The organism is Cereibacter sediminicola, assembly GCF_007668225.1.
GTDB lineage: Bacteria > Pseudomonadota > Alphaproteobacteria > Rhodobacterales > Rhodobacteraceae > Cereibacter_A > Cereibacter_A azotoformans.
On record NZ_VDEK01000008.1, the window covers coordinates 50,552 to 75,902 of the forward strand.

Annotated in this window: 26 protein-coding genes; 10 read left to right on the forward strand and 16 right to left on the reverse strand. The window is 68.4% G+C overall.

Annotated elements, in window-relative coordinates; genetic code table 11:
* The first annotated feature begins 82 nt into the window (after positions 1-82).
* Complete coding sequence (locus FG154_RS07690) at positions 83-1,024, forward strand: 2-hydroxyacid dehydrogenase (protein ID WP_145106235.1); 942 nt, start codon at positions 83-85, stop codon at positions 1,022-1,024.
* Positions 1,025-1,092: 68 nt separating this feature from the next.
* Here FG154_RS07690 and FG154_RS07695 read toward each other — a convergent pair whose 3' ends face one another.
* The 7 genes from FG154_RS07695 to FG154_RS07725 form a co-directional block, all read right to left on the reverse strand.
* Positions 1,093-2,874: an IlvD/Edd family dehydratase gene (locus FG154_RS07695; RefSeq protein ID WP_145106237.1), complete on the reverse strand. Its 1,782-nt coding sequence runs from the start codon at positions 2,872-2,874 to the stop codon at positions 1,093-1,095.
* 138 nt (positions 2,875-3,012) lie between these two features.
* Positions 3,013-3,993, reverse strand: a complete 981-nt coding sequence (locus FG154_RS07700) for an ABC transporter substrate-binding protein (protein ID WP_145106239.1) — start codon at positions 3,991-3,993, stop codon at positions 3,013-3,015.
* Positions 3,994-4,021: 28 nt separating this feature from the next.
* On the reverse strand, positions 4,022-4,873 hold the full coding sequence (locus tag FG154_RS07705) for an ABC transporter permease (RefSeq protein ID WP_145106241.1): 852 nt from the start codon (positions 4,871-4,873) through the stop codon (positions 4,022-4,024).
* Complete coding sequence (locus FG154_RS07710) at positions 4,870-5,733, reverse strand: ABC transporter permease (protein ID WP_145106243.1); 864 nt, start codon at positions 5,731-5,733, stop codon at positions 4,870-4,872. Before FG154_RS07710 ends, FG154_RS07705 begins: the two co-directional genes overlap by 4 nt.
* Before the next feature lie 9 nt (positions 5,734-5,742).
* Positions 5,743-6,540, reverse strand: a complete 798-nt coding sequence (locus tag FG154_RS07715) for an ABC transporter ATP-binding protein (RefSeq protein ID WP_145106245.1) — start codon at positions 6,538-6,540, stop codon at positions 5,743-5,745.
* Positions 6,540-7,991, reverse strand: a complete 1,452-nt coding sequence (gene hydA, locus FG154_RS07720) for a dihydropyrimidinase (protein WP_145106248.1) — start codon at positions 7,989-7,991, stop codon at positions 6,540-6,542. The genes FG154_RS07715 and hydA overlap by 1 nt, the downstream gene beginning before the upstream one ends.
* Positions 7,992-8,117: 126 nt before the next feature.
* Positions 8,118-9,377 carry a Zn-dependent hydrolase gene (locus FG154_RS07725; protein WP_145106250.1) on the reverse strand — a complete coding sequence of 420 codons (1,260 nt, stop codon included), beginning with the start codon at positions 9,375-9,377 and terminating at the stop codon, positions 8,118-8,120.
* Between the two features lie 137 nt (positions 9,378-9,514).
* Here FG154_RS07725 and FG154_RS07730 point away from each other — a divergent pair, with 137 nt between their 5' ends.
* Both FG154_RS07730 and FG154_RS07735 read left to right on the forward strand, forming a co-directional pair.
* Positions 9,515-10,147 (forward strand): TetR/AcrR family transcriptional regulator, encoded by a 633-nt coding sequence (locus FG154_RS07730; protein WP_145106252.1) that lies wholly within the window; start codon positions 9,515-9,517, stop codon positions 10,145-10,147.
* Positions 10,148-10,313: 166 nt separating this feature from the next.
* Positions 10,314-10,925, forward strand: coding sequence for a TetR family transcriptional regulator C-terminal domain-containing protein (locus FG154_RS07735; protein WP_145106255.1), 612 nt, complete (start codon positions 10,314-10,316; stop codon positions 10,923-10,925).
* Between the two features lie 12 nt (positions 10,926-10,937).
* Here the strand turns inward: FG154_RS07735 and preA are convergent, their stop codons facing one another.
* The 3 genes from preA to FG154_RS07750 all read right to left on the reverse strand — a co-directional run bounded on the left by preA (position 10,938) and on the right by FG154_RS07750 (position 14,249).
* Entirely contained in the window at positions 10,938-12,242 is a 1,305-nt protein-coding gene (gene preA / locus FG154_RS07740) for an NAD-dependent dihydropyrimidine dehydrogenase subunit PreA (RefSeq protein ID WP_145106257.1), read from the reverse strand.
* 72 nt (positions 12,243-12,314) lie between these two features.
* A complete protein-coding gene (locus FG154_RS07745) occupies positions 12,315-12,854 on the reverse strand; it encodes a DedA family protein (RefSeq protein WP_145106260.1) in 540 nt (179 codons plus the stop codon).
* A 63-nt stretch (positions 12,855-12,917) separates the two neighbouring features.
* Positions 12,918-14,249 (reverse strand): NAD(P)-dependent oxidoreductase, encoded by a 1,332-nt coding sequence (locus FG154_RS07750; RefSeq protein WP_186312312.1) that lies wholly within the window; start codon positions 14,247-14,249, stop codon positions 12,918-12,920.
* Between the two features lie 276 nt (positions 14,250-14,525).
* On the opposite strand from FG154_RS07750, the gene accB reads away from it, so the two are divergent.
* The 3 genes from accB to aat are packed head-to-tail and all read left to right on the forward strand — an operon-like array spanning position 14,526 to position 17,035.
* Positions 14,526-15,017 carry an acetyl-CoA carboxylase biotin carboxyl carrier protein gene (accB, locus tag FG154_RS07755; RefSeq protein WP_145106265.1) on the forward strand — a complete coding sequence of 164 codons (492 nt, stop codon included), beginning with the start codon at positions 14,526-14,528 and terminating at the stop codon, positions 15,015-15,017.
* 7 nt (positions 15,018-15,024) lie between these two features.
* Positions 15,025-16,371: an acetyl-CoA carboxylase biotin carboxylase subunit gene (accC, locus tag FG154_RS07760; protein WP_145106267.1), complete on the forward strand. Its 1,347-nt coding sequence runs from the start codon at positions 15,025-15,027 to the stop codon at positions 16,369-16,371.
* Positions 16,372-16,390: 19 nt separating this feature from the next.
* Positions 16,391-17,035 carry a leucyl/phenylalanyl-tRNA--protein transferase gene (gene aat / locus FG154_RS07765; protein WP_145106269.1) on the forward strand — a complete coding sequence of 215 codons (645 nt, stop codon included), beginning with the start codon at positions 16,391-16,393 and terminating at the stop codon, positions 17,033-17,035.
* On the opposite strand, the gene FG154_RS07770 is transcribed toward aat, so the two are convergent.
* The 6 genes from FG154_RS07770 to FG154_RS07795 form a co-directional block, all read right to left on the reverse strand.
* On the reverse strand, positions 16,984-17,355 hold the full coding sequence (locus tag FG154_RS07770; protein ID WP_145106271.1) for a DUF2155 domain-containing protein: 372 nt from the start codon (positions 17,353-17,355) through the stop codon (positions 16,984-16,986). The genes aat and FG154_RS07770 overlap by 52 nt on opposite strands.
* Complete coding sequence (gene mlaD / locus FG154_RS07775) at positions 17,352-17,822, reverse strand: outer membrane lipid asymmetry maintenance protein MlaD (protein WP_145106273.1); 471 nt, start codon at positions 17,820-17,822, stop codon at positions 17,352-17,354. Before mlaD ends, FG154_RS07770 begins: the two co-directional genes overlap by 4 nt.
* Positions 17,822-18,196, reverse strand: coding sequence for an NADH:ubiquinone oxidoreductase subunit NDUFA12 (locus FG154_RS07780; protein WP_145106275.1), 375 nt, complete (start codon positions 18,194-18,196; stop codon positions 17,822-17,824). The genes mlaD and FG154_RS07780 overlap by 1 nt, the downstream gene beginning before the upstream one ends.
* A 123-nt stretch (positions 18,197-18,319) precedes the next feature.
* Positions 18,320-19,585 (reverse strand): ATP-dependent Clp protease ATP-binding subunit ClpX, encoded by a 1,266-nt coding sequence (gene clpX, locus FG154_RS07785; protein WP_145106278.1) that lies wholly within the window; start codon positions 19,583-19,585, stop codon positions 18,320-18,322.
* Between the two features lie 124 nt (positions 19,586-19,709).
* The gene (locus tag FG154_RS07790) at positions 19,710-20,342 is read right to left on the reverse strand and encodes an ATP-dependent Clp protease proteolytic subunit (protein WP_011908473.1); all 633 of its coding nucleotides are present in this window, start codon (positions 20,340-20,342) and stop codon (positions 19,710-19,712) included.
* 143 nt (positions 20,343-20,485) lie between these two features.
* Positions 20,486-21,094 (reverse strand): CDP-alcohol phosphatidyltransferase family protein, encoded by a 609-nt coding sequence (locus tag FG154_RS07795; protein ID WP_145106280.1) that lies wholly within the window; start codon positions 21,092-21,094, stop codon positions 20,486-20,488.
* 112 nt (positions 21,095-21,206) lie between these two features.
* Between FG154_RS07795 and FG154_RS07800 the strand changes: the two genes are divergently transcribed.
* The 4 genes from FG154_RS07800 to FG154_RS07815 all read left to right on the forward strand — a co-directional run bounded on the left by FG154_RS07800 (position 21,207) and on the right by FG154_RS07815 (position 25,286).
* The gene (locus tag FG154_RS07800; protein WP_145106282.1) at positions 21,207-22,412 is read left to right on the forward strand and encodes an ABC transporter substrate-binding protein; all 1,206 of its coding nucleotides are present in this window, start codon (positions 21,207-21,209) and stop codon (positions 22,410-22,412) included.
* On the forward strand, positions 22,409-24,097 hold the full coding sequence (locus FG154_RS07805; RefSeq protein WP_145106285.1) for an ABC transporter permease: 1,689 nt from the start codon (positions 22,409-22,411) through the stop codon (positions 24,095-24,097). Before FG154_RS07800 ends, FG154_RS07805 begins: the two co-directional genes overlap by 4 nt.
* Positions 24,094-24,753, forward strand: coding sequence for an ATP-binding cassette domain-containing protein (locus FG154_RS07810; RefSeq protein WP_145106287.1), 660 nt, complete (start codon positions 24,094-24,096; stop codon positions 24,751-24,753). The genes FG154_RS07805 and FG154_RS07810 overlap by 4 nt, the downstream gene beginning before the upstream one ends.
* Before the next feature lie 65 nt (positions 24,754-24,818).
* Entirely contained in the window at positions 24,819-25,286 is a 468-nt protein-coding gene (locus FG154_RS07815; protein WP_145106289.1) for a CAP domain-containing protein, read from the forward strand.
* Positions 25,287-25,351 lie beyond the last annotated feature (65 nt).

Consider the following 25,351-nt stretch of genomic DNA (forward strand, 5'->3'; position numbering starts at 1 on the left):
CAGGCTGGCCGATCCGTTCGTGATATGCCAGCCTTTCGCCGCGGCCCCCGGGGCCGCAGGCAACGGACCGAAAGGAGACGGGATGAAACGGCAACGGGTGATCGCAGTGGGCTCCTACCCCGAATGGGACAGCGAGGCGATGGCGCAGAGCTTTGCCCTCACCACGGTCGCGCGGCTTGCGGATCTGGCCGACCTCGATCCCTCTCTCCGGCACGAGGCCATCGCGGTGGCCTACAAGGGCGGCACGCCCTTCGGGGCCGAGACGATGGACCTGTTGCCATCCCTCGGGGTGATCGCGAACTTTGGCGTGGGCTACGACGCCATCGACCTTGAGGCCGCCCGCGCCCGCGGAATCCGCGTGACCAACACGCCCGATGTTCTGAACGACGACGTGGCCGATACGGCGCTGGCCATGATGCTCGCCCTCTGCCGCCGCATCCCGGACGGAGACCGCTTCGTGCGCGACGGGCGGTGGCCAAAGGAGGACTTTCCGCTGAACCGCAAGTTCTCGGGCGGGCGGGCCGGCATCATGGGGCTGGGGCGCATCGGGCGGGTCATCGCTGATCGCCTCGTGGCCTTCGGCATGGAGATCCACTACCATTCGCGCAGCGCCAAGGAGGTGCCCGCCGGCTGGATCTTTCACGCCACCCCCGAGGGGCTGGCGGCCGAGGTGGACTGGCTGGTGGTGGCCCTGGTCGGCGGAGCGGCCACCGAAAACTACGTCTCGGCCGAGGTCATCGCCTGCATGCCGCAGGACGCGGTGCTGGTGAACATCTCGCGCGGCACGACGGTGGACGAGGCCGCCCTCATCGAGGCGCTGGAGGCCGGGCGGATCGGGGCGGCGCTCGACGTCTTCCGCAACGAGCCCGACATCGACCCGAGGTTCCTGTCGCTGCCCAACGTGCTGCTGCAACCGCACCAGGGCTCGGGCACGGTCGAGACGCGCCGCGCGATGGGAGAGCTGCAACGCGCCAACATCCGCGCCTTCCTGACCGGCGAGCCACTGCTGACCCCCGTCGCCTGAACGCGGCGCCTTTGGCGCGCAGGGCGAGGTTCATGCGGAACATGAACCTCGCCGTGTAACCCGCTGTTTCAGTGGTTGTCCCGCGGAAGATCGCGCGCCACGCGGCGGTAGGCGGTGGCCAGCTCGATGCAGCCCCCGTCGGCCAGCTGCCCCGAGAGGCGGCGATAGATCTCCTGCCACGGGGTCTGGTTGTGCAGCTCGGGCGGCTGCCATGCGGCCCGCCGCGCCTCCCATTCGGCCTCGTCCACCAGCGCGTCGAGCCGACAGCGGTTGAGGTCGAGCCGCACCCGGTCGCCGGTCCGCAGAAGCGCAAGACCGCCGCCGGCCACCGCCTCGGGTGAGGCGTTGAGGATCGAGGGGCTTTCCGAGGTGCCCGACTGCCGCCCGTCGCCCACCGTCGGCAGATGCGTGACGCCCTCGCGCAGCAGCGCGTCGGGCGGCTGCATGTTCACCACCTCGGCCGATCCGGGGTAGCCGATGCAGCCCACGCCGCGGATGAAGAGGATCGTCGTCTCGTCGATCCCCAACGCGGGGTCGTTGATGCGGGCGTGATAATCCTCGGGCCCCTCGAAGACCACGGCGCGGGCCTCGTGGATGCCCTCCTGTCCCGGTCGTGCGAGGAAGCGGTGCCGGAATTCGGCCGAGATCACCGAGGTCTTCATCAGAGCCGACTCGAAGAGATTGCCCGAAAGCACAAGAAATCCGGCCTTTTCGCGCAGCGGCTCATCGACGGGGCGGATCACGCGCCGGTCGCGGCTGCGCTCGCCCCGGAGGTTGTGGCCCACGCTTTGCCCGGTGACCGTCAGCGCATCCTCATGCAGAAGCCCCGCGGCGATCAACTCTCCCATCACGGCCGGAACCCCGCCCGCGCGAAAGAAGCTCTCGCCCAGATACTCGCCCGCGGGCTGCATGTTCACCAGCAGCGGCACGTCGAACCCGACCTCCTGCCAGTCCTGCACCGCAAGCTCGACCCCGACATGGCGCGCGATGGCCTGCAGGTGCGGCGGCGCGTTGGTCGAGCCGCCGATCGCCGAATTGACCCGGATGGCGTTCTCGAAGGCCCTGCGGGTGAGGATGTCCGAGGGCTTGAGATCCTCGAGCACCATCTCGACGATCCGCCGCCCCGTGGCATAGGCCATGTTCATCCGCTCGCGGAACGGCGCGGGAATGGCCGAGCAACCCGGCAGCGACATGCCGAGCGCCTCGGCCAGCGCGTTCAGCGTCGAGGCGGTGCCCATCGTGTTGCAATGGCCGAGCGAGGGGGCCGAGGCGCAGGCGCGCTCCATGAACTCGGCATAGTCGATCTCGCCCTCGGCCAGGAGCCGGCGGCTCTCCCAGATGATCGTGCCCGACCCGGCGAGCTTGCCCTCCCACCAGCCGTCCAGCATCGGCCCGCCCGAGAGGACGATCGCGGGAATGTCCACCGTGGCCGCCGCCATCAGCTGCGCGGGCGTGGTCTTGTCGCAACCCGTGGTCAGCACCACCCCGTCGATCGGATAGCCGTGCAGCACCTCGACCAGACCCAGATAGGCCAGGTTGCGGTCGAGCGCCGCCGTCGGGCGCCGCCCGGTCTCCTGGATCGGATGGACGGGAAACTCCATCGGTACCCCGCCCGCGTCGCGGATCCCCGCCTTGACCCGGTCGGCCAGGAACAGGTGGATCTTGTTGCAGGGTGCGAGGTCCGACCCCGATTGCGCGATGCCGATGATCGGCCGGTCGCCCTGCAATTCGCGCCGCGTGAACCCCTGGTTCTGGTATCGCTCGACATAGAGCGCGGTCATGCCGGGGTTGTCGGGATTGTCGAACCACTCCTGCGAGCGGAACCGCCTTCTGGCCCGGGTGTCGGTCATCGTTCTGAGGCCTCCTGTCGCGAACCCTCAGCTTGGGGGCTGGGGCCGCCGAGGACAAGGCCCCGATCCCGCGATACGGGATCGGAGCCGGAGGCTGCGGCAAGGGCGCGCCGCCTGTGCGCGCCCCGCGGGCTGCCGTCAGTTCAGCGCCTTGTCGCTGACCTCTGCGGTCCAGGCGCCCTCGGGCTCCTTCGAGATCACCGGGTCCGAGCCGCCGCCGAGCAGCGCCTCGACGGTGCGCTGGTAGTCGGCCTCGTCCAGCGCGCCGTTCGAGCCCGCCGTGAGCTTGGCGATCTCGCCCATCATCCGCTTCTGGTGCTCTTCCGTCTGCGCGCCGGTGTCGTCATTCTCCAGCACGATCATCGCGGCGTCGTCGGGGTTCTCCTCGGCCCATTTCCAGCCCTTCATCGAGGCGCGCACGAACTTGGCCATCGTCTCGACGAAGGCGGGGTCCTGCAGCTTGGGCGCCATGACGTAAAGCCCGTCCTCGAGCGTCGCCACGCCCTGATCCTCATACTTGAAGGTCACGAGGTCGTCGGGCGAAAGGCCCGCGTCGATCACCTGCCAGTATTCGTTGTAGGTCATGGTCGAGATGCAGGCCGCCTGCTTCTGCAAGAGCGGATCGACGTTGAAGCCCTGCTTCAGCACCGTCACCCCCTCGGGCGAGCCGTCGGTGGGCAGGCCCAGCTTCGACATCCAGTTCAGGAACGGATATTCGTTGCCGCCGAACCAGACGCCCAGCGTCTTGCCCTTGAAGTCCTCGGGGCTCGCCACGCCGGAATCCTTGAGGCAAGTCAGCATCATGCCCGACGACTTGAAGGGCTGGGCGATGTTGACGATGTCGGCCCCCTGCTCGCGCGCGGCCAAGGCCGAGGGCATCCAGTCCACCATCACGTCGGCGCCCCCGCCCAGCAGCACCTGCACCGGCGCGATGTCGGGCCCGCCCGGCTTGATCGTGACGTTCAGCCCCTCTTCCTCGTAGAAGCCCTGGTCCTTGGCGACGTAGTAGCCCGCGAACTGGGCCTGCGTCACCCATTTCAGCTGCAGCGTCACATCCTCGGCCGAGGCCGTTCCCGCGGCGAGCGCGAGAAGCGCCGCTCCGGTCAGAAGTCCTTTCATCCTTACCTCCGTGTTGAGCCCGTTCGGGCTATCGTTGACGTCTCTGGGACGGGTGCCAGAAGGTCACCCCCCGCTCGACCAGCGCCACCACCCCATAGAAGGCCGAGCCCGCCAGTGCGGCAACCGTTATCTCGGCCCAGACCATGTCGAGGCCGAGCCGGCCCACCTCGGTCGAGATGCGAAAGCCCATGCCGCGGATGGGGCTGCCGAAAAACTCGGCAACGATGGCCCCGATCAGCGCCAGCGTGGTGGCGATCTTCAGCCCGTTGAAGATGAAGGGCATGGCGGCCGGCAGGCGCAGCTTCAGGAGTGTCTGGGCGTAGCTGGCCGAATAGGTCTTCATCAGGTCGCGCTGCATGGCCTCGGTCGCGGCGAGGCCCGCCACCGTGTTCACCAGCACCGGGAAGAAGACCATCACCACCACCACCGCCGCCTTCGACTGCCAGTCAAAGCCAAACCACATCACCAGGATCGGCGCGATCCCCACGATGGGCAGCGCCGCCACGAAGTTGCCCACCGGCATGAGGCCCCGCTGAAGGAAGGGCGAGCGGTCGATGGCGATGGCGGTCAGCACCGCCGCGCCGCAGCCGATCAGCCAGCCGGTCAGCGCGCCCTTGACGAAGGTCTGGACGAAATCGCCCCAAAGGATCGGCAGGCTTGTCGAGATCCGCGCCCCGATGGCGGTCGGCGGCGGCAGGATGATGGGCGAGACCTGAAGGCCGCGCACCATCAGCTCCCACACCACCAGCACGGTCAGGCCGAAGATCGCCGGCACCACCAGCCGCCCGGCCCGCGTCTCGGAAACGCGCGAATGCGAGATGCGGATGTTCAGCGCCAGCGTGGCGACCCAGAAGACCAGCGCGAGAAGGACGAGGTTCATCGCGCCATCCCCATCCGCTTGAGCACCACGGCCTGCACCGCCCCCACGATCCCCACCAGCGCCGCCGCGACGATGGCGGCGGTGAAGAGCGCGGCCCAGATCTGGATGGTCTGCCCGTAATAGCTGCCCTGCAGGAGCCGCGCGCCAAGGCCCGCGACCGCGCCGGTCGGCAGCTCGCCCACGATGGCGCCGACGAGGCTGGCCGCGATCCCCACCTTCAGCGAGGCGAAGAGGTAGGGCATCGAGGCCGGCAGCCGCAGTTTCCAGAAGGTCTGACCGCGGCTGGCGTTGTAGGTCGAGAGCAGGTCCAGCTGCATCCGGTCGGGGCTGCGCAGGCCCGTCACCATGCCGACCACGACCGGGAAGAAGCTGAGATAGGCCGAGATGATCGCCTTCGGCAGCAGCCCCGAGACCCCGATCGAGTTCATCACCACGATGATCATCGGCGCGATGGCGAGGATCGGGATGGTCTGGCTGGCAATGGCCCAGGGCATCACGCTCTGGTCCATTGCACGGTTGTGGATGATGCCCACCGCCAGCAGGATGCCAAGCCCCGTGCCGATGCCAAAGCCCACCAGCGTGGCCGACAGCGTGATCCAGGCGTGATAGACAAGGCTGCGCCGCGAGGTGATCGCCTGCCCGGCCCACCCGTCCCACAGGCCCTTGGCCACCTGATGCGGGGCCGGCAGCACCGGGCGATCCAGCGCCAGCGTGCGGGGGACAAGTTCCACGAAACTCACCTCGGTGCCCGCGCGCGCCGCCTGATCGCGCACCCATGTCGCGTTCATGGCGACCGCCGCGGCATACCAGAGCGCAACGATCACCGCGACGACCGTCAGGACCGGCAGGATGGACCTCATGCGCGCGCCTCAATCGTCATAGGAGTGCCCCGCGCGCAGGCCCTCGCGGACACGGTGGGCGATGGCGATGAATTCGGCGCTGTCGCGGATGTCGAGCGGACGCTCGCGCGGCAGGGGGCTCTCGATCACGTCGGTGATCCGGCCCGGGCGGGGCGACATGACCACGATCTTCGTCGACAGATAGACCGCCTCGGGGATCGAATGGGTCACGAAGCCGATGGTCTTGCCGGTCTGCGCCCAGAGCTTCAGCAGCGCCTCGTTCAGACGGTCGCGCACGATCTCGTCCAGCGCGCCGAAGGGCTCGTCCATCAAGAGGATGTCGGCATCGAAGGCCAGCGCCCGCGCGATCGAGGCGCGCTGCTGCATCCCCCCCGACAGCTGCCAGGGATACTTCTTGCCGAACCCTTCCAGTTCAACCAGTTGCAGTACGTCCTTCACGCGCCGCTCCTGCTCGGCACGGCTGAAGCCCATGATCTCCAGCGGCAGGCGGATGTTGCCGGCGATGGTGCGCCACGGATAAAGCCCCGCAGCCTGGAAGACATAGCCGTAAGCCCTTCTCTTCCTTGCCTCATCCGGCGTCATGCCATTGACGCGCAGATCGCCCTCGGTGGGATGTTCCAGCGCCGCGATGGCGCGCAGGAGGGTGGTCTTGCCGCAGCCCGAGGGGCCGATGAAGGACACGAAGTCGCCCTTCATCACGGACAGGTTCACGTCCTTCAGCGCATGGACCGGGCCGTCCGCCGTCTCGAAGGTCAGGCCCACCTTCCGCGCGTCGATCACGGGCCGGCCGGTCGCAGCGTCCGACATCACACCCCCGTCGCCGGGATGCCCGACCGCTCGACCGGCCGCGGCGCCGTCAGTTCCTTCCAGGCCGAAAGCGCACGGTTCACCGCCGGCCGCGGCTCGCGCGCGACGAACTGGCCGTGGCCTTCCTGCGTGCGGATGTCCCCATCCGCGACAGCCACGTGCCCGCGGCTCAGCGTGTAGCGCGGCAGGCCCTTGACCTCTTTCCCCTCGAACACGTTGTAGTCGATCGCCGACTGCTGCGATCCGGCCGAAATCACCTTGGTCTTCGCGGGGTCCCAGACCACCAGATCGGCATCCGCCCCCACCAGAACCGCTCCCTTCTTCGGGTAGCAGTTCAGGATCTTCGCGATATTCGTGGAGGTTACGGCGACAAATTCGTTCGGCGTGAGACGCCCGGTGTTCACCCCATGCGTCCAGAGCATCGGCATCCGGTCCTCGAGCCCGCCGGTGCCGTTCGGGATCTTCGTGAAATCGTTCAGGCCGAAGCGCTTCTGCTCCGTCGTGAAGGCGCAGTGATCGGTCGCCACGACCGACAGCGAGCCCGACTGAAGCCCCGCCCACAGGCTGTCCTGATGGCTCTTGCTGCGGAAGGGCGGGCTCATCACCCGGCGCGCGGCATGGTCCCAGTCGGGATGGAAATACTCGCTCTCGTCCAGCGTCAGGTGCTGGATCAGCGGTTCGCCCCAGACGCGCTTGCCCAGCATCCGGGCCCGCCGGATCGCCTCGTGCGCCTCCTCGCAGGAGGTATGGACGACATAGAGCGGCACACCCGCCATGTCGGCAATCATGATGGCGCGGTTCGTGGCCTCGCCCTCGACCTGCGGGGGACGGGAATAGGCATGCGCCTCCGGTCCGCGGTTGCCCTCGGCCAGCAGCCGCGCCGACAGCTCGGCCACCACGTCGCCGTTCTCGGCATGGACCATCGCCAGCGCGCCCAGATCGGCGCAGCGGCGGAAGCTGGCGAACAGCTCGTCGTCGTTCACCATCAGCGCGCCCTTGTAGGCCATGAAGTGCTTGAACGAGGTGATGCCCTGATCGACCACGGCCTTCATCTCGTCGAAGACCTGCTCGCCCCACCAGGTGATCGCCATGTGGTAGGAATAGTCGCAGTTCGCCCGGCCCGACTTGTTGTGCCACATCGCCAGCGCATCGAGCAGCCCCTGACCGGGCGCGGGCAGCGCGAAATCCACCACCATCGTCGTGCCGCCCGCCAGCGCCGCTCGCGTGCCGCTTTCGAAATCGTCCGAGGAATAGGTGCCCATGAAGGGCATCTCGAGATGGGTATGCGGATCGATCCCGCCCGGCATGACGTAGCAGCCGGTCGCATCCAGCACCTCGTCGCCCTTCAGGTCCGGCCCGATGGCGGTGATGACGCCGCCTTCGATCAGCACATCCGCCTGATAGGTCAGGTCCGCCGTGACGATCGTTCCGTTCTTGATGACTGTGCTCATGATCCCTCTCCTTGGCCCGCGGCCGTCGGCTCCGGCCTCCGGCAATCGGCGCCACCTCCCGCCGATCGCCCTTTCACTCTGCCCAAATATCCTCGGGGGGTCCGGGGGGCAGACAGCCCCCCGGCGTCAGCCCACCACACCCGCCGTTTCCAGCACGGCGTGAAACAGCACGTTCGTCCCGGCGGTGGCCCATTCCGGCGAGATCTCTTCGGCCTCGTTGTGCGAGAGGCCGCCCACGCAGGGGCACATGACCATCGTGGCAGGCGCGACCTTGGCTGCCCAGCAGGCATCGTGGCCCGCGCCCGAGATCAGGTCCATGTGACTCAGCCCGAGCTTCTCGGCCGCGGCCCGGACATGCGCTACCAGCTCGGGCGCGAAGGTCACGGGGTCGAAGTGCCCCACCGGCTCGACCGAGCAGCCCACGCCCAGCTCGGCGCAGATGTCGGCCGCGCGGGCCTCGATCTCGGCCCGCATCCCGTCGAGCTTGGCCTGGTCGGGCGAGCGGATGTCCACGGTGAAGACCACCTTGCCCGGCAGCACGTTGCGCGAGTTGGGCGAGAAGGTCACCTGCCCCACGCCGCCCACGGCGCCCGGCTGGGCGGCCATCGCCACCTCCTGCACCATCTCGAAGATCCGGGCCATGGCGAGGCCCGCGTTGGTGCGCATCCCCATCGGGGTCGAGCCGGTATGCGCCTCGCGCCCCGTCAGGGTGAATTCAAGCCACCAGAGGCCCTGGCAATGGGTCACCACGCCAATCTGCTTGCCCTCGGCCTCGAGGATCGGGCCCTGCTCGATGTGCAACTCGTAATAGGCGTGCATCTTTCGCGCACCCACCGGCTCCTCGCCCTTCCAGCCGATCCGCGCCAGTTCCTCGCCGAAGCTGCGCCCCTCGAGATCGCGGCGCGCATAGGCGTAGTCGAGCGTATGGACCCCCGCAAAGACGCCCGAGGCCAGCATCGCCGGGGCGAACCGCGCACCCTCCTCGTTGGTCCAGTTGGTCACGACGATCGGATGTTTGGTGCGGATGCCGAGGTCGTTCATCGACCGCACCACCTCGAGCGCGCCCAGAACCCCCAGAACGCCGTCATACTTGCCGCCCGTGGGCTGGGTGTCGAGGTGGCTTCCGACATAGACCGGCAGCGCCTCGGGGTCGGTGCCGGCGCGGGTGGCGAACATCGTGCCCATCTCGTCCACGCCCAGGGTGCAGCCCGCCTCCTCGCACCAGCGGGCGAAGAGCGCGCGCCCCTCGGCATCGGCGTCGGTCAGCGTCTGGCGATTGTTGCCGCCGGCGATGCCGGGGCCGATCTTCGCCATCTCCATCAGGCTGTCCCACAGACGCTCACCATTGATGCGCAGGTTCTCACCCGCGGCCACCGTGTCGGCCATGCTGTTCTCCCTGTCCGGGGTCGCGGCAGGAACTCCGGCGCGCGCGCCCCGACTCTTCTGTTGCTCTTTCTTCGACCATCCGGTCAGATCGAAGCGCACCATAACCTGACCAACCGGTCAATGAATATCTCGGAGCCATGCCCGAAACCGCCCGTCCCTCGAAACGCGAGGAAACCCGCCGCGAGACCGAGAGGGCGATCCTGATCGCCGCTGAAAAAGTCTTTGCCGAGGCCGGGTTTGGAGGCGCGACCATGCAGCTCATCGCCGATATGGCGGGGCTGCCGAAAGCCAATCTGCACTATTACTTCCCCACCAAGGAGGCGCTCTACCGCCGCGTCGTCGAGGATATCTTCGGGATCTGGCTTCGGGCGGCCGAGGCGCTTGATACGGCGGATTGCCCTGTGCGGGGCATCGGTGCCTATATCGACGCCAAGATGGAAATCTCGCGCCGCCACCCGTTCGGCTCGAAGGTCTGGGCCTCCGAGGTGATGCACGGCGCGCCGGTGATCCAGGACTACCTCGAGACCACGTTGCGCGAATGGACCGAAGGCCGCGCACTGGCGATCCGCCGCTGGATCGCGGACGGGCGGATGCGGCCGGTCGATCCCCGCCACCTGCTTTACATGGTCTGGGCGACCACCCAGCATTACGCGGACTTCGGGCATCAGATCCAGACCCTGAACGACGGGCGTCCGCTCTCGGACGAGGAGTGGGCCGCCGCCACCGAAAGCGTCAAGGAGATCATCCTGCGCGGCATCGGCGCGATCTGACGGCCTCGGGGCGCCGCCCGCGCCGTGGGGGGTCACCATCATGCCACAGCTGTCCTGCGGATCTTCCGGCCGGGCGCAGAGATTTGACCAAACGGTCAAGGCCGGACTAGGATCCCTGCGAGAAGGAGTGCCGCCCCATGTCCCCTGCCCGCCAAGTCCCCCGTTCATGACCAGCCCGCGGCAGACGCGCATCCAGCGGCGCAACTCCGAGGCGATCTTCGAGGCCGCGCTCGAGGTCTTTTCGGCCCACGGGTTCCGCGGGGCCACGCTCGACCAGATCGCCGAGGCCGCCGGCCTGTCGAAGCCGAACCTGCTTTATTACTTTCCGTCGAAAGAGGCGATCCATGTGGCCCTGCTGTCGCGGCTGCTCGAGACCTGGCTCGATCCGCTGAAGGCGATGAACCCCGCGGGCGACCCGGTGGCCGAGATCCTCGGCTATGTCCGGCGCAAGCTGGAACTGTCGCGCGATTTTCCGCGCGAGAGCCGGCTGTTTGCCAACGAGATCCTGCAGGGCGCGCCCCGGATGCGTGCTGTGATCGAGACCGACCTCAAGGACTTGGTGGCGGACAAGGCCGCCGTCCTGACCCGCTGGATGGACGAGGGGCGGATCGCGCGCCTGCATCCGGTGCATCTGATCTTCTCGATCTGGGCCATGACCCAGCATTACGCCGATTTCGAGATGCAGGTGCGGACGGTGCTGGGAGAGGGCGAGCCCGACCCCTTCCCCGAGGCCGGGCTCTATCTCGAGACCTTGTTCAGGCGCCTTCTGGCCGTCTGAGGCCGGCGCCCGTCATTCGGCCGCTTCGCGCACCGAGGGGTTGTTGGGGTGACTGAGCCAGTTGGCATAGTCGCCCACCGTCCGACCCGTGCGCGGATCGACCTCGCCCTTCGGCAGTTCGCGCATGGTGATGCAGTTCTCGACCGGGCAGACATCCACGCAGAGGTTGCAGGCCACGCATTCCTCGTCCTTCACGCTGAAGATGCGGTCGGGCGACATGGCGATGGCCTGGTGGCTCGTGTCCTCGCAGGCGGCGTAGCAGCGGCCGCACTTGATGCAGAGATCCTGGTCGATCTGTGCCTTGGTAACGTAGTTGAGGTTCAGATACTGCCAGTCGGTGACGTTGGGCACCGCGCGTCCCACCAGATCCGCGGTCGTCTCAAACCCCTTGGCGTCCATGTAGTCCGAGAGGCCCGAGATCATCTCCTCCACGATGCGGAAGCCGTAGGTCATCACCGCGGTGCAGACCTGCACGTTGCCCGCGCCAAGCAGCATGAACTCCACCGCGTCGCGCCAGGTGGTGACGCCGCCGATGCCCGAGATCGGCAGGCCGTGAGTCTCGGGGTTGCGGGTGATCTCGGCCACCATGTTCAGCGCGATGGGTTTCACGGCGGGGCCGCAATAGCCGCCGTGGGTGCCCTTGCCGTCGATCATGGGCATCGGCGCGAAGGCGTCGATATCCACGCCGGTGATCGAGTTGATCGTGTTGATCAGGCTCACCGCATCCGCCCCGCCCCGCTTCGCGGCCTCCGCGGGCTTGCGGATGTCGGTGACGTTGGGCGTCAGCTTCACGATGCAGGGCATGCGGCTGTGCTTCTTCACCCAGCGCGTGACCATCTCGATATACTCCGGCACCTGCCCCACGGCCGAGCCCATGCCGCGTTCGGCCATGCCATGCGGGCAGCCGAAGTTCAGCTCCACCCCGTCGGCCTCGGTATCCTCGATCCGGGCGAGGATGTCCTTCCACGAGTCCTCGTCGCAGGGCACCATCAGCGAGATGACCAGCGCCCGGTCCGGGTAGTCGCGCTTGACCGACTTGATCTCGCGCAGGTTCACCTCGAGCGGGCGGTCGGTGATGAGTTCGATGTTGTTCAGGCCCAGAAGCCGGCGGTCGGCGCCCCAGATCGCGCCGTAGCGGGGGCCGTTCACGTTGACGACGGGCGGGCCTTCGCTGCCCAGCGTCTTCCAGACCACACCGCCCCAGCCGGCCTCGAAGGCGCGGCGGACGTTGTATTCCTTGTCGGTGGGCGGCGCCGAGGCCAGCCAGAACGGGTTGGGCGACCGGATTCCGATGAAGTCGGATTGAAGATTGGCCATGGGATGCTCCTCAGAAACGGGGAACGGGCCGCGGTGCGGCCTGAACGGGTGCCATGGAACGGGCGGAAAGGGTCAGCCGCCCGTGACGAGGTTCCAGAGATAGCCCAGGACGTTGCCGCCGATCTCGCCGGACTTGGGCGTGGCCCAGGCCCAGGCGATGCAGCCCACGACGTTGACCGGCGCGAATTTCCAGAAGCTCAGGCGCGAGACACCGGCCAGCACGAAGACCACCGCCCGCAGCGGACCGAAGAAATGGCCGATGAGCACCGCCAGCGTGCCCCACCGCGAGAACGCGTCGGTCCCGCGATGGATCAGCGCGCGATGGTCGCGCATCGGCCGCATCTCGAGCGCCCGGGGCCCGAAGCGCCAGCCGAGCCAGAAGGAGAAGAACGACCCCATCATGGCGCCGATGCTCGCCCCGATCCAGATCGGCGTGAAGTCGAGCCCTCCGGTCGCGACCAGGGCGCCCACCCCGAACAGGATCGCGGTGGAGGGGATGAGGATCGACAGGAAGGCCGTCGTCTCGGCCGCCGCGAAGATCATCGCGATCCAGAGCGCCCAGGCGCTGTTGTCGCGGATGAAGTCCACGATCGTCTCGACGATGCCGTCCATCCGCCTCTCCGCTTCTGACCGGCCGAAGGCCTAGCCCGAAGCCCTGACGCTTGCAAGGCGCGCTCATGATCCGACCAGCTCGGCATGGATGTCCATGGCCGCGTCCCGGCCTTGGGCCACCGCGGTCACGGTCAGATCCTCGCCGCCGGTGGCGCAGTCGCCGCCGGCCCAGACGCCCCCAAGGCTGGTGCGCCCCGCGGCATCCACCGCGATCTTGCCGCCCTGAAGCGCGATCCCCTCGGGCACCTCGCCCAGCGTCTGGCCGATCGCCTTGAAAAGCTGGTCCGCCTTGAGCCGGAAGGTCTCGGACAGAAGCTTCAGCCCGCCGGGCCCGTCCTCGGTATAGGCGAACTCCACCTCGCGCACGGCGCCGTTGCCATGCACCTTCACCGGCGCCGCGTTGCAGATGATGCGGACCCCGTGCGAGGTGGCATGGTCCTGTTCGTGGCGCGAGGCGCTCATCCGCTCCTGCCCGCGGCGATAGACGATGGTCACAGTTTCGGCACCCAGCAGCTTCGACTGCACCGCCGCGTCAATGGCGGTCATGCCGCCGCCGATCACCACCACATCACGCCCGATGGGCAGGGCCGACAGATCCTCGGCCTGGCGCAGGGCGGCGATGAAATCCACGGCCGGATGGACATTGTCGCGCTCCTCGCCCTCGGCCCGGAGCGCATTGACGCCCGAGAGCCCCATCCCGAGGAACACCGCGTCGAATTCGGTCCGCAGCCCCTCGAGGGTGATGTCGCGCCCGAGCGCCTGCCCGGTTCGGAGCGTGATCCCCCCGATCATCAGCAGCCAGTCCACCTCGGCCTGCGCGAAGTTGCCCGGCGTCTTGTAGCTGGCGATGCCATATTCATTCAGGCCGCCGGGCTTGGGGCGGGCGTCGAAGATCGTGACCTCGTGGCCCAGCATCGCCAGCCGGTGCGCGGCGGCAAGACCTGCCGGCCCCGCGCCCACCACCGCAACCCTCTTGCCCGTGGGCGCGGCGCGCTGGAAGGGATGGACGTTCTTCGCCATCAGCGTGTCGGTGGCGTGGCGCTGGAGACGGGCGATCTCGACCGGCTTGCCCTCGGCCACCTCGCGCACGCAGACCTCCTCGCAGAGCTGCTCGGTCGGGCAGACGCGGGCGCACATGCCGCCCAGGATGTTCTGGTTGAAGATCGTCCGCGCCGCGGCCTCGGGCGTGCCGGTCGCGATCTGGCGGATGAAGAGCGGAATGTCTATCGCCGTCGGGCAGGCGGTGACGCAGGGCGCGTCGTGGCAGAAGTAGCATCGGTCCGCCGCCACCTTCGCCTCATGGCGGTCGAGCGGCGGCTCCACATCGGCGAAGTTCCGACAGTAGGCTTCCGCTGGCAGACGCCCCGGCACGACGCCGGGCGTAAGCTGGCTCATGGTCAAGGTCGCACCCTCCCTGGGTTGTTGTTTGTGGAGCAAGGCTGACACGGGTCTGATTTTTTACCAAACGATAAATAATCCGGGGCGCCGCCCGACGGCCCTGCCGCGCGGGGAACCGCCGCGGGCGCCCGAAAAAGCGGCACGGGCTCGCCTTCTCGCGACGAACTGGCGCTTTTCTCCCCCGCGCCCATTGCGTATAAGCCTGCGAAACCGCGCGCCGGGTATGGGCCGCGGGCCCTTCCCCATCCGGCAGCAAGCCAATCCGAGGACGTCATGAGCAAGAACAATACCGAGGCCGATGTCGCCTTCATCCAGGCCCTTGCCGAGCTGCTGAACAGCAACGAGCTGACGGAACTCTCGGTGAAGCGCGAATATGGCGAGGATGACAGCCTCGAGGTTCGGGTGGTCAAGCAGGCCAACATCGTGACGACGCAGGTGGCGGCTCCGATGATGGCGGCGGCCCCCATGGCCGCCCCGGTCATGTCCTCGGCGCCGGCCGCTGCCGCCGCCATCGAGGATCCGGCCCAGCATCCGGGCGCCGTCACCTCGCCGATGGTGGGCACCGCCTATCTCGCCCCCGAGCCGGGCGCCACGCCCTTCGTCACCGTGGGCGCCACCGTGGCCGAGGGCCAGACGGTCCTGATCATCGAGGCGATGAAGACCATGAACCACATCCCGGCGCCGCGGGCGGGCACGGTCAAGCGCGTTCTCGTGTCGGATGGCACGGCCGTCGAATACGGCGCGCCCCTCATGATCATCGAGTGAGGCGGCGATGTTCGAAAAGATCCTGATCGCCAACCGCGGCGAGATCGCCTTGCGCGTGATCCGCGCCTGCCAGGAGATGGGGATCAAGTCGGTCGCCGTCCATTCCACCGCGGATGCCGACGCCATGCACGTCCGCATGGCCGATGAAAGCGTCTGCATCGGCCCGGCCTCGTCCGCGGAAAGCTACCTCAACAAGGCCTCGATCATCTCGGCCTGCGAGATCACCGGCGCCGAGGCGGTCCATCCCGGCTACGGCTTCCTGTCGGAAAACGCGGCCTTCGCCCAGGCCCTGCAGGACCACGGGATCGAGTTCATCGGCCCCACCGCGGACCATATCCGCATCATGGGCGACAAGATCACCGCCAAGGACACGATGAAGGCGCTCGGCGTGCCCTGCGTGCCCGGTTCGGACGGCGGCGTGCCCGACTACGAGACGGCGATTGCCACGGCCCGTGCGATCGGCTTCCCGGTCATCATCAAGGCCACCGCCGGCGGCGGCGGGCGCGGCATGAAGGTGGCGCGCAACGAGGAAGAGCTGGAGGTCGCCTTCCGCACCGCCCGCTCCGAGGCCAAGGCCGCCTTCGGCAACGACGAAGTCTACATGGAGAAGTATCTCCAGCGGCCGCGGCACATCGAGATCCAGGTCTTCGGCGACGGCAAGGGCCGCGCGGTCCATCTGGGCGAGCGCGACTGCTCGCTGCAGCGCCGCCACCAGAAGGTGTTCGAGGAAGCCCCCGGCCCGGTCATCACCCCCGAGATGCGCGCCCGGATCGGCAAGATCTGCGCCGAGGCCGTGGGCCGGATCAACTATATCGGCGCGGGCACGATCGAATTCCTCTACGAGGATGGCGAGTTCTACTTCATCGAGATGAACACCCGGCTTCAGGTCGAACATCCGGTGACCGAGGCGATCTTCGGCGTCGATCTGGTGCGCGAGCAGATCCGGGTGGCGGCCGGCCTGCCGATGTCCTTCGACCAGGACGCGCTCGAGATCAACGGCCACGCGATCGAGGTGCGGATCAACGCCGAGAAGCTGCCGAACTTCTCGCCCTGCCCCGGCAAGGTCCGAGTCTTTCACGCGCCCGGCGGCCTCGGCGTGCGGATGGATTCGGCGCTCTATGGCGGCTATTCGATCCCGCCCTATTACGACAGCCTGATCGGCAAGCTGATCGTGCACGGGCGCGACCGGCCCGAGGCGCTGGCTCGCCTCCATCGCGCGCTGGGCGAACTGATCGTGGACGGGATCGACACGACCGTGCCGCTGTTCCACGCGCTGCTGGCCGAGCCCGACATCCAGCACGGCGATTACAACATCCACTGGCTGGAAAAATGGCTCGCCGCCCAGTTTGGCTGATACCCGGAGCGGGCGGCCCATGACGCCGCCCGCCCTGACACCCCGGCTCCTGCTCCGCGCCTATGCGCTCGGCATCTTTCCGATGGCCGAATCGCGCGACGATCCCGAGATCCACTGGGTCGATCCGAGGCGGCGGGGCATCTTCCCCCTCGACCGCTTCCATGTCTCGCGCAGCCTCGCGCGGCGGATCCGCCGGATGGACTGGACCATCGCAGTCAACGAGGATTTCCCCGGCACCGTCCGGGCCTGCGCCGACCGCGAGGACACCTGGATCAACCCGACCATCTTCCGGCTCTATGTCGGTCTGCACGCCCTCGGACACGCCCATTCGCTGGAAGTGCGCGAGGGCGATGCTCTGGTGGGGGGGGTCTATGGGGTGACGCTCGGCCGGGCCTTCTTCGGCGAGAGCATGTTCTCGCGGCGCACCGACGCCTCGAAAGTCGCCCTCGCCTTCCTGATCCATAGGCTGCGCGCGGGCGGGTTCACGCTCTTTGACACGCAGTTCCTGACCCCGCATCTCGCCTCGCTCGGCGCGATCGAGATCCCGCGCGCGGACTATCACCGCAGGCTCGGCGAGGCGCTTGCCGGCCGGGCCGAGTTTGCTCCCCCCGGCTATTCGCCGGATCCGGCCTCGGTCGTGCAGCGCAGCAGCCAGACATCGTAACGCGGGTGATCGAGCGACGACAGCGCCGGGCTCGACGCGATCATCCAGCCATCGAAGACGGGTTCCGCCGCACGCGTGTCGCGGATCGTCAGGTGGGCGAAGGCGTCCGAAGCCGGGTCGCCGGCCGGATAGCGGCACTCGTCCAGCTCGATGGTGAGGTGCCCACTGACCGCCGACTGGCCGCGCATCAGCTCGGCATCCGCGGTTTCGCCCGACATCTTGTCCAGCCAGCGCAGCAGCGCCCCGCTGCCCTCGGCCGTGCGGACATCCTGCGCGAGGGCCGGCGCCGCCATCAGCAGAAGCGCCGCCAGGACCCTCATCCTTCCTCGCCCTGCATGGCGCTCTCGGCGCCCGAGCCCACGAACTTCATCAGCAGCGAGATCAGGCTGACCGAGCCCTGCGTGTCCTCGATCTCTTCGCCCGGAGCGAGGTTCTCCAGCGCGCCGCCGGGCATCAGCTCGACGTAGTTGCCCCCGAGGAGACCCTCGGACGAGATCAGGATCGCCGAGTCGGTCGGCAGCTCGATCCCCTGTTTCACCGAGATCGTGGCATCGGCGAAGAAGGTCTGCGGGTTGAGCGCGAGAGCGGTCACCGTGCCGACCTTGACGCCTGCAAGGCGCACGTCGGTGCCGACCGAGATCCCCTCGGCCGAGCGGAAGCTGGCCTTCAGCGGGTAGGCGCCGCTGTCACGGGTGATGCCGGCGGTTTGCCCGGCATAGACGAGGAAGCCGATGGCGGCCGCCAGCACCGCCGCTCCGGCCAGGATTTCCGAACGATTCTCGGCCATTATTCGGGCTGCCATGCCTCGTAGTCGCGCCGGGCGATCGGCTCGGCGCGCCGGATCGAGCCGGGCGGCACATAGGCGCCCTCGGTCCCCGTCAGGTTCTCGACATGGGGCTTCTCCCAAGGCTTGTGCGCGAGCGGCCGGGCCGTCGGCGGATCTTCCCAGGTTCTGTGCAGCCAGCCGTGCCAGTCCGGGCTGATGCGGCTCGCCTCGATCTCGCCGTTGTAGATCACCCAGCGCCGCTTGCCGTCCTTCGAGGTGTAGAAGGTGTTGCCCTGCTCATCCTCGCCCACCTTGACGCCTTGCCGCCAGGTGAAGAGCTGGGTGCCGAGGGTCTGGCCGTTCCACCAGGTCACCGCGCGCTTGAGTATCGACATCCGCAAGCCTCCGAAAGCTGTTGCCCCGATATGGCAAATGCCGCAGCCGAGGTCCAGCGGGATCGGCGGAAAAGCGAAAGGCGGGCACCGGGCCCGCCTTCACATCCTCGTCCGCGGCCGGCTTCAGCTTGCCGTCGCGTCCTTCTTCTTCGTGACCTCGGTGTAGATCAGAAGCGGCTTGGCGCCGGAATTGACCGCCTCCTCGTTCACGACGACCTCTTCCACACCCTCGAGGCCCGGAAGCTCGAACATCGTGTCGAGCAGGATGTCTTCCATGATCGAACGCAGGCCCCGCGCGCCGGTCTTGCGCTTGATCGCCCGCTTTGCGATGGCGGTCAGCGCGTCGGCGGTGAAGGTGAGCTTGACCCCCTCGATCTCGAACAGGCGCTGGTACTGCTTGACGAGCGCGTTCTTGGGCTCGGTCAGGATCGTGACCAGGGCCGTCTCGTCGAGATCGGTCAGCGTGGCGATCACCGGCAGACGGCCGACGAACTCGGGGATCAGGCCGAACTTCAGCAGATCCTCGGGCTCGAGTTCCTTGAACAGCTCGCCCACGCCCCGCGAGTCCGGGTCCTTGACCTCGGCGCCGAAGCCGATGCCCGAGCCCTTGCCGCGCTGCGCGATGATCTTTTCCAGACCCGCGAAGGCGCCGCCGCAGATGAAGAGGATGTTCGTGGTGTCCACCTGCAGGAATTCCTGCTGCGGATGCTTGCGCCCGCCCTGCGGGGGCACGCTCGCCACGGTGCCCTCCATGATCTTCAAGAGCGCCTGCTGCACCCCCTCGCCCGAGACGTCGCGGGTGATCGAGGGGTTGTCCGACTTGCGGGTGATCTTGTCGACCTCGTCAATATAGACGATGCCGCGCTGCGCCCGTTCCACATTGTACTCCGACGCCTGCAGCAGCTTGAGGATGATGTTTTCGACGTCCTCGCCGACATAGCCCGCCTCGGTCAGCGTCGTCGCATCCGCCATGGTGAAGGGCACGTCGAGGATGCGGGCCAGCGTCTGCGCGAGCAGCGTCTTGCCGCAGCCGGTGGGGCCGATCAGCAGGATGTTCGACTTCGACAGCTCGATGTCATTCTTCGAACTGTGGTTGAGCCGCTTGTAGTGGTTGTGCACCGCCACCGAGAGCACGCGCTTGGCATGCATCTGCCCGATCACGTAATCATCGAGAACCTTGCAGATCTCGCGCGGGGTGGGCACACCATCGGCCGACTTGAGGCCGGTGGACTTGGTTTCCTCGCGGATGATGTCCATGCAGAGCTCGACGCACTCATCGCAGATGAACACGGTCGGCCCTGCGATCAGCTTGCGCACCTCATGCTGGCTCTTGCCGCAGAAAGAGCAGTAGAGCGTGTTCTTGCTGTCGCTGCCAGAATTGTTCGCCATCGTCGTCCTCTGCCGTGCGCCTTTGGGCCTGCCCTGCCGGCCTGAAGCGAAAGTCTAGGCCAAGCCCCCGACCTTCACAACGCCAAATCGCCCCTCGCCGGTCCGCCCGGCGAGGGTCCCGTTCTCACTTCGCCGTATCGTCGGTCTTGCCGCGGCTTTCCAGAATCTCGTCGATCAGACCCCAGGCCTTGGCATCCTCGGCGGACATGAAATTGTCCCGCTCGAGCGCCGCCTCGACCGTGTCGAGATCCTGGCCGGTGTGCTTGACATAGATCTCGTTCAGCCGGCGCTTGAGCTTTTCCGTCTCGCGCGCGTGGATCATGATGTCGGTCGCCTGGCCCTGATAGCCGCCCGAGGGCTGGTGCACCATCACGCGGCTGTTGGGCAGCGAGAAGCGCATTCCCTTCTCGCCCGCCGTCAGCAGGAGCGAGCCCATCGAGGCCGCCTGCCCGATCACGAGGGTCGAGACCTTGGGCCGGATGTACTGCATCGTGTCGTAGATCGACAGACCGCTGGTCACGACGCCGCCGGGCGAGTTGATGTACATCGCGATTTCCTTCGAGGGGTTTTCCGCCTCGAGGAACAGCAGCTGCGCGCAGATCAGCGACGACATCCCGTCATGCACGGGACCGGAGAGGAAGATGATCCGCTCCTTCAGCATGCGGCTGAAGATGTCATAAGCCCGTTCACCCCGGCTGGTCTGTTCGACCACCATCGGCACGAGCGTGTTCATGTAGAGATCGATAGGGTCTTTCATGTGCGCCTGCTGTCCCGTCACATTTGCAAGGATTATCGTCCAGCTGTTACCCGAGTCTTAGTGGCGCGCCCCGCCCCCCGCAAGGGCAGCAGAAAAAATGCGCGGCGGGATGACCCGGCGTGAGCGATGGGCCGGCCGGGCAGTCACTCGCGGAAAAGGCGCAGCGCCAGCAGCACCCGGCTTGCGGCCGTCACGAAGCAGAGCGTGCCGAAAATCCAGGCGGCCGGCGCGAAAAGCTGCGGAAAGAGGCAGAGAAACAGGAAGAACAGGATGGTTTCGCTGCCCTCGAGCAATCCGGCGGTGAAATAGAGCGACTTCTCGCCGCGTGCGCGCGTCTCCATCCCGCGCCGGGCGGCAAGCACCGCAAAGCCGAGGAAGGTGGCGCCATTCACATAGAAGGAGGCCAGCAGGAACGCCCCGGCCGCGCCGACTTCGGGATCGCGCAGCACGAAGGCAAGCGGAAAGGCCGCGTAAAAGAGGAAATCGCAGGTGATGTCGAGATAGCCGCCGAAGTCCGTCCTGCGGGTGGCGCGCGCGATGGCCCCGTCGAGGCCGTCCGCGATGCGGCCCGCCAGAAGCGGCACGATCGCCCAGACGGGGGGCAGGCCGAGCGCCACGATCCCCGCCGCGAGAAGCCCGAGCCCCAGCCCGGCCAGCGTCACCATATCCGCACTCCAGCCGCGCCGGGCGAGCGCGCGGCCGGCCCTGTCGAGCGGCGGGTCGATGAGGCGTCGCATCAGGCCGTCAAGCATGGAGGTCTCCTTGCGCGCTGTGTGGCGCAAGCGGCGGCGCTCTGCAACGCCGGCGATTGCGGCGGGGCCACGCCTCACGCTAAGCGGAAGAGGTCACGGATGGGAGGGTCGGATGTTCGGACGGATCATGGGGACGGCGCTGGCCTGTCTTGCGGCACTGGCGCCGGCAGCGGGCGCGGGTGAGGCCTGGGATCGCGTGCTGGCCGAGGCCGAGGGCCAGACGGTCTATTGGCACGCCTGGGGCGGCGACCCGAAGATCAACGCCTTCATCACCTGGGTGGGCGAGGAGGCGCAGGCCCGTCATGGCGTGCGGCTCGAGCAGGTGAAGCTTGCCGACACGACCGACGCGGTGGCGCGGGTGCTGGCCGAGAAGCAGGCCGGTCGCACGACGGGCGGCGCGGTCGATCTCATCTGGATCAACGGCGAGAACTTTGCGGCGATGAAGGCGCAGGGCCTTCTGTCGGGGCCCTTCGCCGAAAGCCTGCCCAACTGGCGCTACGTCGATGTGGCGGGCAAGCCCGCGACCGTCACCGACTTCACCGAGCCGACCGACGGGCTCGAAAGCCCCTGGGCGATGGCGCAGCTCGTGTTCGAGCATGACAGCGCCCGCCTGCCCTCGCCGCCGCGCACGCTGGCGGGGCTGCTCGACTGGATCGAGGCCAACCCCGGACGGTTCACCTTCCCGCAGCCGCCGGACTATCTGGGCACGACCTTCCTCAAGCAGGTCCTGCACGGCGTGATCGAGGATCCGGTCCAGCTTCAGCGGCCGGTGGATCCCGCAAGCTACGAGGCGGCGACGGCGCCGCTCTGGGCCTGGCTCGACCGGGCCGAGCCGCATCTGTGGCGCGAGGGGCGCGCCTATCCGGCCAATGAGCCCGCGATGGGCCAGCTTCTTGCCGACGGCGAGATCGCGATCTCCTTCGCCTTCAATCCGGGCCGCGCCTCGGCCGCCATCGCGGCGGGCGAACTGCCCGAGACGGTGCGCACCTTCACCCTCGAGGGCGGCACCATCGGCAATGCGAGCTTCGTGGCGATCCCGTTCAATGCGGCCCATGCGGCCGGGGCACGGGTGATCGCGAATCTCCTTCTCGATCCGGCGGTTCAGGCGCGGGCGCAGGATCCGGCCGTGCTGGGCTTTCAGACGGTGCTCGATCTGGACCGACTGCCCGATGAGGACCGGGCGCGGTTCGAGGCGCTCGATCTGGGGGTGGCGACGCTCGCGCCGGAGGATCTCGGCCCCGCCCTTCTCGAGCCGCACGCAAGCTGGATGGAGCGCATCGCCGAGGACTGGGTCCGCCGCTACGGAACCGCACCTTGAGGCAGGGCGCGGGCGGGCTTCTGCGGCAGGCGCCGAGGCTGACGCTCGCGCTCATGCTGGTGCCGGTGGCGGCGGGGCTTGCGGGCACCATTGCGCCGGCCTTCGGGCTGGGCGGGACGCCAGGGCTGCACTCCTTCCGGGCGTTGGCCGACTGGCCGGGCCTCGGGGCGGCGGTGCGGCTGTCGCTGGTGACGGGGATTGCCGCGACGGGTCTTTCGCTCGCGCTCACGCTGCTCATCCTGGCGCTGCTGCCAGGCGGACGGATCTTCGGGGCGGTGCTGAGACTGCTCTCTCCGCTCCTGGCGGTGCCCCATGCGGCCGTGGCGCTGGGGCTTGCCTTCCTGATCGCGCCCTCGGGCTGGATCGTGCGGGCCCTCTCGCCCTGGGCCACCGGCTGGGATGCGCCCCCCGACCTGCTCACGCTGAACGATCCTGCGGGGCTCGCGCTGATCGCGGGGCTGGTCGCCAAGGAGGTGCCCTTCCTCCTGCTCATGTCGCTGGCCGCCCTGCCCCAGACCGACGCGCCGCGGCGCACCATGCTGGCGCAGACGCTGGGATACGGACGCGCGGCCGGCTGGGCCTTTGCGGTGCTGCCCGCGCTCTATACCCAGATCCGCCTGCCCAGCTACGCCGTGCTCGCCTATTCCATGACGGCGGTCGAGATGGCGATGATCCTCGGCCCGACGCGCCCGCCGACGCTGGCGGTGCAGATCGCCCTCTGGATGGCCGATCCCTCGCTGGCAGAGCGCGGCCGCGCCGCCGCCGCAGCCCTGCTGCAGCTGACGCTGGTGCTGGGCGCGCTGGCCCTGTGGCGGATGGGAGAGCTGGCGGCGCGCAGGGTTCTTCTCGGCGCGGCCGCGCGGGGCTGGCGGGGCGCGCGGCTCGACCGGCTGCTTCGCCCGCTCACGCTGGCGGCCACGGCACTGGTGCTGGCGGCCGTGGGCGCGGGGCTCGCCGGGCTGGCGCTCTGGTCGGTCGCGGGGCTCTGGAGCTTTCCCGACAGCCTGCCCCAAACCATGAGCCTGCGCATCTGGCGCGAGGCGGCCCCCGATCTGGCCCGGCACGCGGCCCTGACGCTCGGCCTCGGGGCCGCGGTGGCCGGAGTGGCGCTGGTCCTCGCCCTCGCCTGTCTCGAGGCCGAGCAGCGCCACGCGCTCCACCCCTCGTCCCGCGCGATGGCCGTGCTCTATCTGCCGCTGATCGTGCCGCAGGTGGCCTTCCTGCCGGGACTGCAGGTGGCGGCGCTGGGTCTCGGGCTCGACGGCACGGCGCTGGCGGTGGCCGCGGCCCATCTGATCTTCGTGCTGCCCTATGTGTTCCTGTCGCTCTCGGCGCCCTGGCGGGCCTGGGACGCGCGGATCGGCACGGTGGGCGCGGCCCTTGGCGCGTCGCCCGGCCGGATCTTCTGGCGCCTTCGTCTGCCCATGCTGCTGCGTCCGGTGCTGACCTCCTTTGCGGTGGGGCTCGCGGTGTCGGTCGGACAATATCTGCCGACGCTCCTGATCGGGGGCGGACGGGTGACGACCCTCACCACCGAGGCGGTGGCGCTGTCCTCGGGGGGAAACCGGCGGGTGGTGGGGGCCTACGCGCTGCTTCAGATGCTGCTGCCCGCCGCCGGTTTCGCCGCAGCCCTCGTGCTGCCGGCGCTGGTCTTTCGTCGCCGCCGCGGGATGAGGGCCGCATGAGGGGGCTGCGTCTGGACAGGCTGAGGGTGATGCGGGGCGGCACGCTGCTGGTCGATCTCGATCTCGATGTGGCTCCGGGCGAGGTGCTGACCATCATGGGCCCGTCTGGCTCGGGCAAATCCACGGCCCTCGCCGCCATCATGGGCACGCTCGGGCCCTGGGTCCGGCAGAGCGGGCGGATCTGGCTGGACGGGCACGACGTGACCGGGCTGCCCACGCGCGAGCGGCGGATCGGCCTGCTGTTTCAGGATGACGTGCTGTTTCCGCATCTTTCCGTGGCGGGCAACCTTGGCTTCGGCCTGCCCGCCGGCGTGCGCGGCGCCGAGCGGCGTGCGCGGATCGAGGCGGCGCTGGAGCAGGCCGATCTCGCCGGCTTTGCCGACCGCGATCCGGCGACCCTTTCGGGCGGCCAGCGGGCGCGGGTGGCGCTGCTGCGGACGCTGCTGGCCGAGCCTGCGGCGCTGCTTCTGGACGAGCCCTTCTCGCGGCTGGACGCGACCCTGCGCGCCCAGATCCGCAGCTTCGTGCTGGAGCGCGCACGGCAGAAGGGGCTGCCGGTGATCCTCGTGTCGCACGATCCCGAGGATGCCTCGGCGGCCGGTGGCCGCGTGGTCGCGCCGGCGGAAGGCCGCGGATCGGCCGCGGAAGGAACATGATTGCGCCTCGAAGATTGCAACCGGAACGTGCATTACATCCCGACCACAACGAACAGATGAGTCCCATGCGCACAATCCTCGCAAGCCTCCTGCTGCTGATCGCGGCCCCGCTTCACGCTCAGCCCTGCGCCGCCCCGCAGGGGGCCGATCAGGCCCGGAGCGAGGTGATCCGCCTCGTGAGCGCGGAACGGCGCCAGAAGGGCCTGCCACCGCTCGATTTCTCGGCCAAGCTTCAGCGTGCGGCGCAGGTGCAGGCCTGCAGCAACGCCCGCCGTTCGGTCCTGTCGCACGAACTGCCCAATGGGGCTGGCCTGACGGAGCGCCTGCGCTCGGAGGGCTACCGCTACCGGACCGCCGCCGAGAACATCGCCCGCGGCCCCTCCAGCGCGCAGCGGGTGGTGGAACTCTGGATGAACTCCTCGGGGCATCGGAAGAACATCCTGATGCAGGGAGTGCGCGAGGCGGGCGTGGGGATCGCGCCGGGCTCGGACGGGCGGGCCCAGTGGTCGCTGGTGCTCGGCGCCCGGAGGTGACGGGAGACGCGGGGCTCTGCCCCGCACCCCGGGATATTTAAGCGAGAATGAAGGGGCGAGGGGCC

Excerpts from the sequence above, each read along its gene's own strand:
- accC (WP_145106267.1), top strand. The coding sequence starts at position 15,025 with ATGTTCGAAAAGATCCTGATCGCCAACCGCGGCGAGATCGCCTTGCGC.
- FG154_RS07790 (WP_011908473.1), bottom strand. The coding sequence starts at position 20,342 with ATGAAAGACCCTATCGATCTCTACATGAACACGCTCGTGCCGATGGTG.
- accB (WP_145106265.1), top strand. The coding sequence starts at position 14,526 with ATGAGCAAGAACAATACCGAGGCCGATGTCGCCTTCATCCAGGCCCTT.
- clpX (WP_145106278.1), bottom strand. The coding sequence starts at position 19,585 with ATGGCGAACAATTCTGGCAGCGACAGCAAGAACACGCTCTACTGCTCT.
- FG154_RS07705 (WP_145106241.1), bottom strand. The coding sequence starts at position 4,873 with ATGAACCTCGTCCTTCTCGCGCTGGTCTTCTGGGTCGCCACGCTGGCG.
- FG154_RS07750 (WP_186312312.1), bottom strand. The coding sequence starts at position 14,249 with ATGAGCCAGCTTACGCCCGGCGTCGTGCCGGGGCGTCTGCCAGCGGAA.
- FG154_RS07735 (WP_145106255.1), top strand. The coding sequence starts at position 10,314 with ATGACCAGCCCGCGGCAGACGCGCATCCAGCGGCGCAACTCCGAGGCG.
- FG154_RS07815 (WP_145106289.1), top strand. The coding sequence starts at position 24,819 with ATGCGCACAATCCTCGCAAGCCTCCTGCTGCTGATCGCGGCCCCGCTT.
- aat (WP_145106269.1), top strand. The coding sequence starts at position 16,391 with ATGACGCCGCCCGCCCTGACACCCCGGCTCCTGCTCCGCGCCTATGCG.
- FG154_RS07770 (WP_145106271.1), bottom strand. The coding sequence starts at position 17,355 with ATGAGGGTCCTGGCGGCGCTTCTGCTGATGGCGGCGCCGGCCCTCGCG.
- FG154_RS07795 (WP_145106280.1), bottom strand. The coding sequence starts at position 21,094 with ATGCTTGACGGCCTGATGCGACGCCTCATCGACCCGCCGCTCGACAGG.
- FG154_RS07710 (WP_145106243.1), bottom strand. The coding sequence starts at position 5,733 with ATGAGGTCCATCCTGCCGGTCCTGACGGTCGTCGCGGTGATCGTTGCG.
- FG154_RS07800 (WP_145106282.1), top strand. The coding sequence starts at position 21,207 with ATGTTCGGACGGATCATGGGGACGGCGCTGGCCTGTCTTGCGGCACTG.
- FG154_RS07745 (WP_145106260.1), bottom strand. The coding sequence starts at position 12,854 with ATGGACGGCATCGTCGAGACGATCGTGGACTTCATCCGCGACAACAGC.
- FG154_RS07730 (WP_145106252.1), top strand. The coding sequence starts at position 9,515 with ATGCCCGAAACCGCCCGTCCCTCGAAACGCGAGGAAACCCGCCGCGAG.
- preA (WP_145106257.1), bottom strand. The coding sequence starts at position 12,242 with ATGGCCAATCTTCAATCCGACTTCATCGGAATCCGGTCGCCCAACCCG.
- FG154_RS07700 (WP_145106239.1), bottom strand. The coding sequence starts at position 3,993 with ATGAAAGGACTTCTGACCGGAGCGGCGCTTCTCGCGCTCGCCGCGGGA.
- FG154_RS07695 (WP_145106237.1), bottom strand. The coding sequence starts at position 2,874 with ATGACCGACACCCGGGCCAGAAGGCGGTTCCGCTCGCAGGAGTGGTTC.
- hydA (WP_145106248.1), bottom strand. The coding sequence starts at position 7,991 with ATGAGCACAGTCATCAAGAACGGAACGATCGTCACGGCGGACCTGACC.
- FG154_RS07715 (WP_145106245.1), bottom strand. The coding sequence starts at position 6,540 with ATGTCGGACGCTGCGACCGGCCGGCCCGTGATCGACGCGCGGAAGGTG.
- FG154_RS07810 (WP_145106287.1), top strand. The coding sequence starts at position 24,094 with ATGAGGGGGCTGCGTCTGGACAGGCTGAGGGTGATGCGGGGCGGCACG.
- FG154_RS07690 (WP_145106235.1), top strand. The coding sequence starts at position 83 with ATGAAACGGCAACGGGTGATCGCAGTGGGCTCCTACCCCGAATGGGAC.
- FG154_RS07725 (WP_145106250.1), bottom strand. The coding sequence starts at position 9,377 with ATGGCCGACACGGTGGCCGCGGGTGAGAACCTGCGCATCAATGGTGAG.
- mlaD (WP_145106273.1), bottom strand. The coding sequence starts at position 17,822 with ATGGCCGAGAATCGTTCGGAAATCCTGGCCGGAGCGGCGGTGCTGGCG.
- FG154_RS07780 (WP_145106275.1), bottom strand. The coding sequence starts at position 18,196 with ATGTCGATACTCAAGCGCGCGGTGACCTGGTGGAACGGCCAGACCCTC.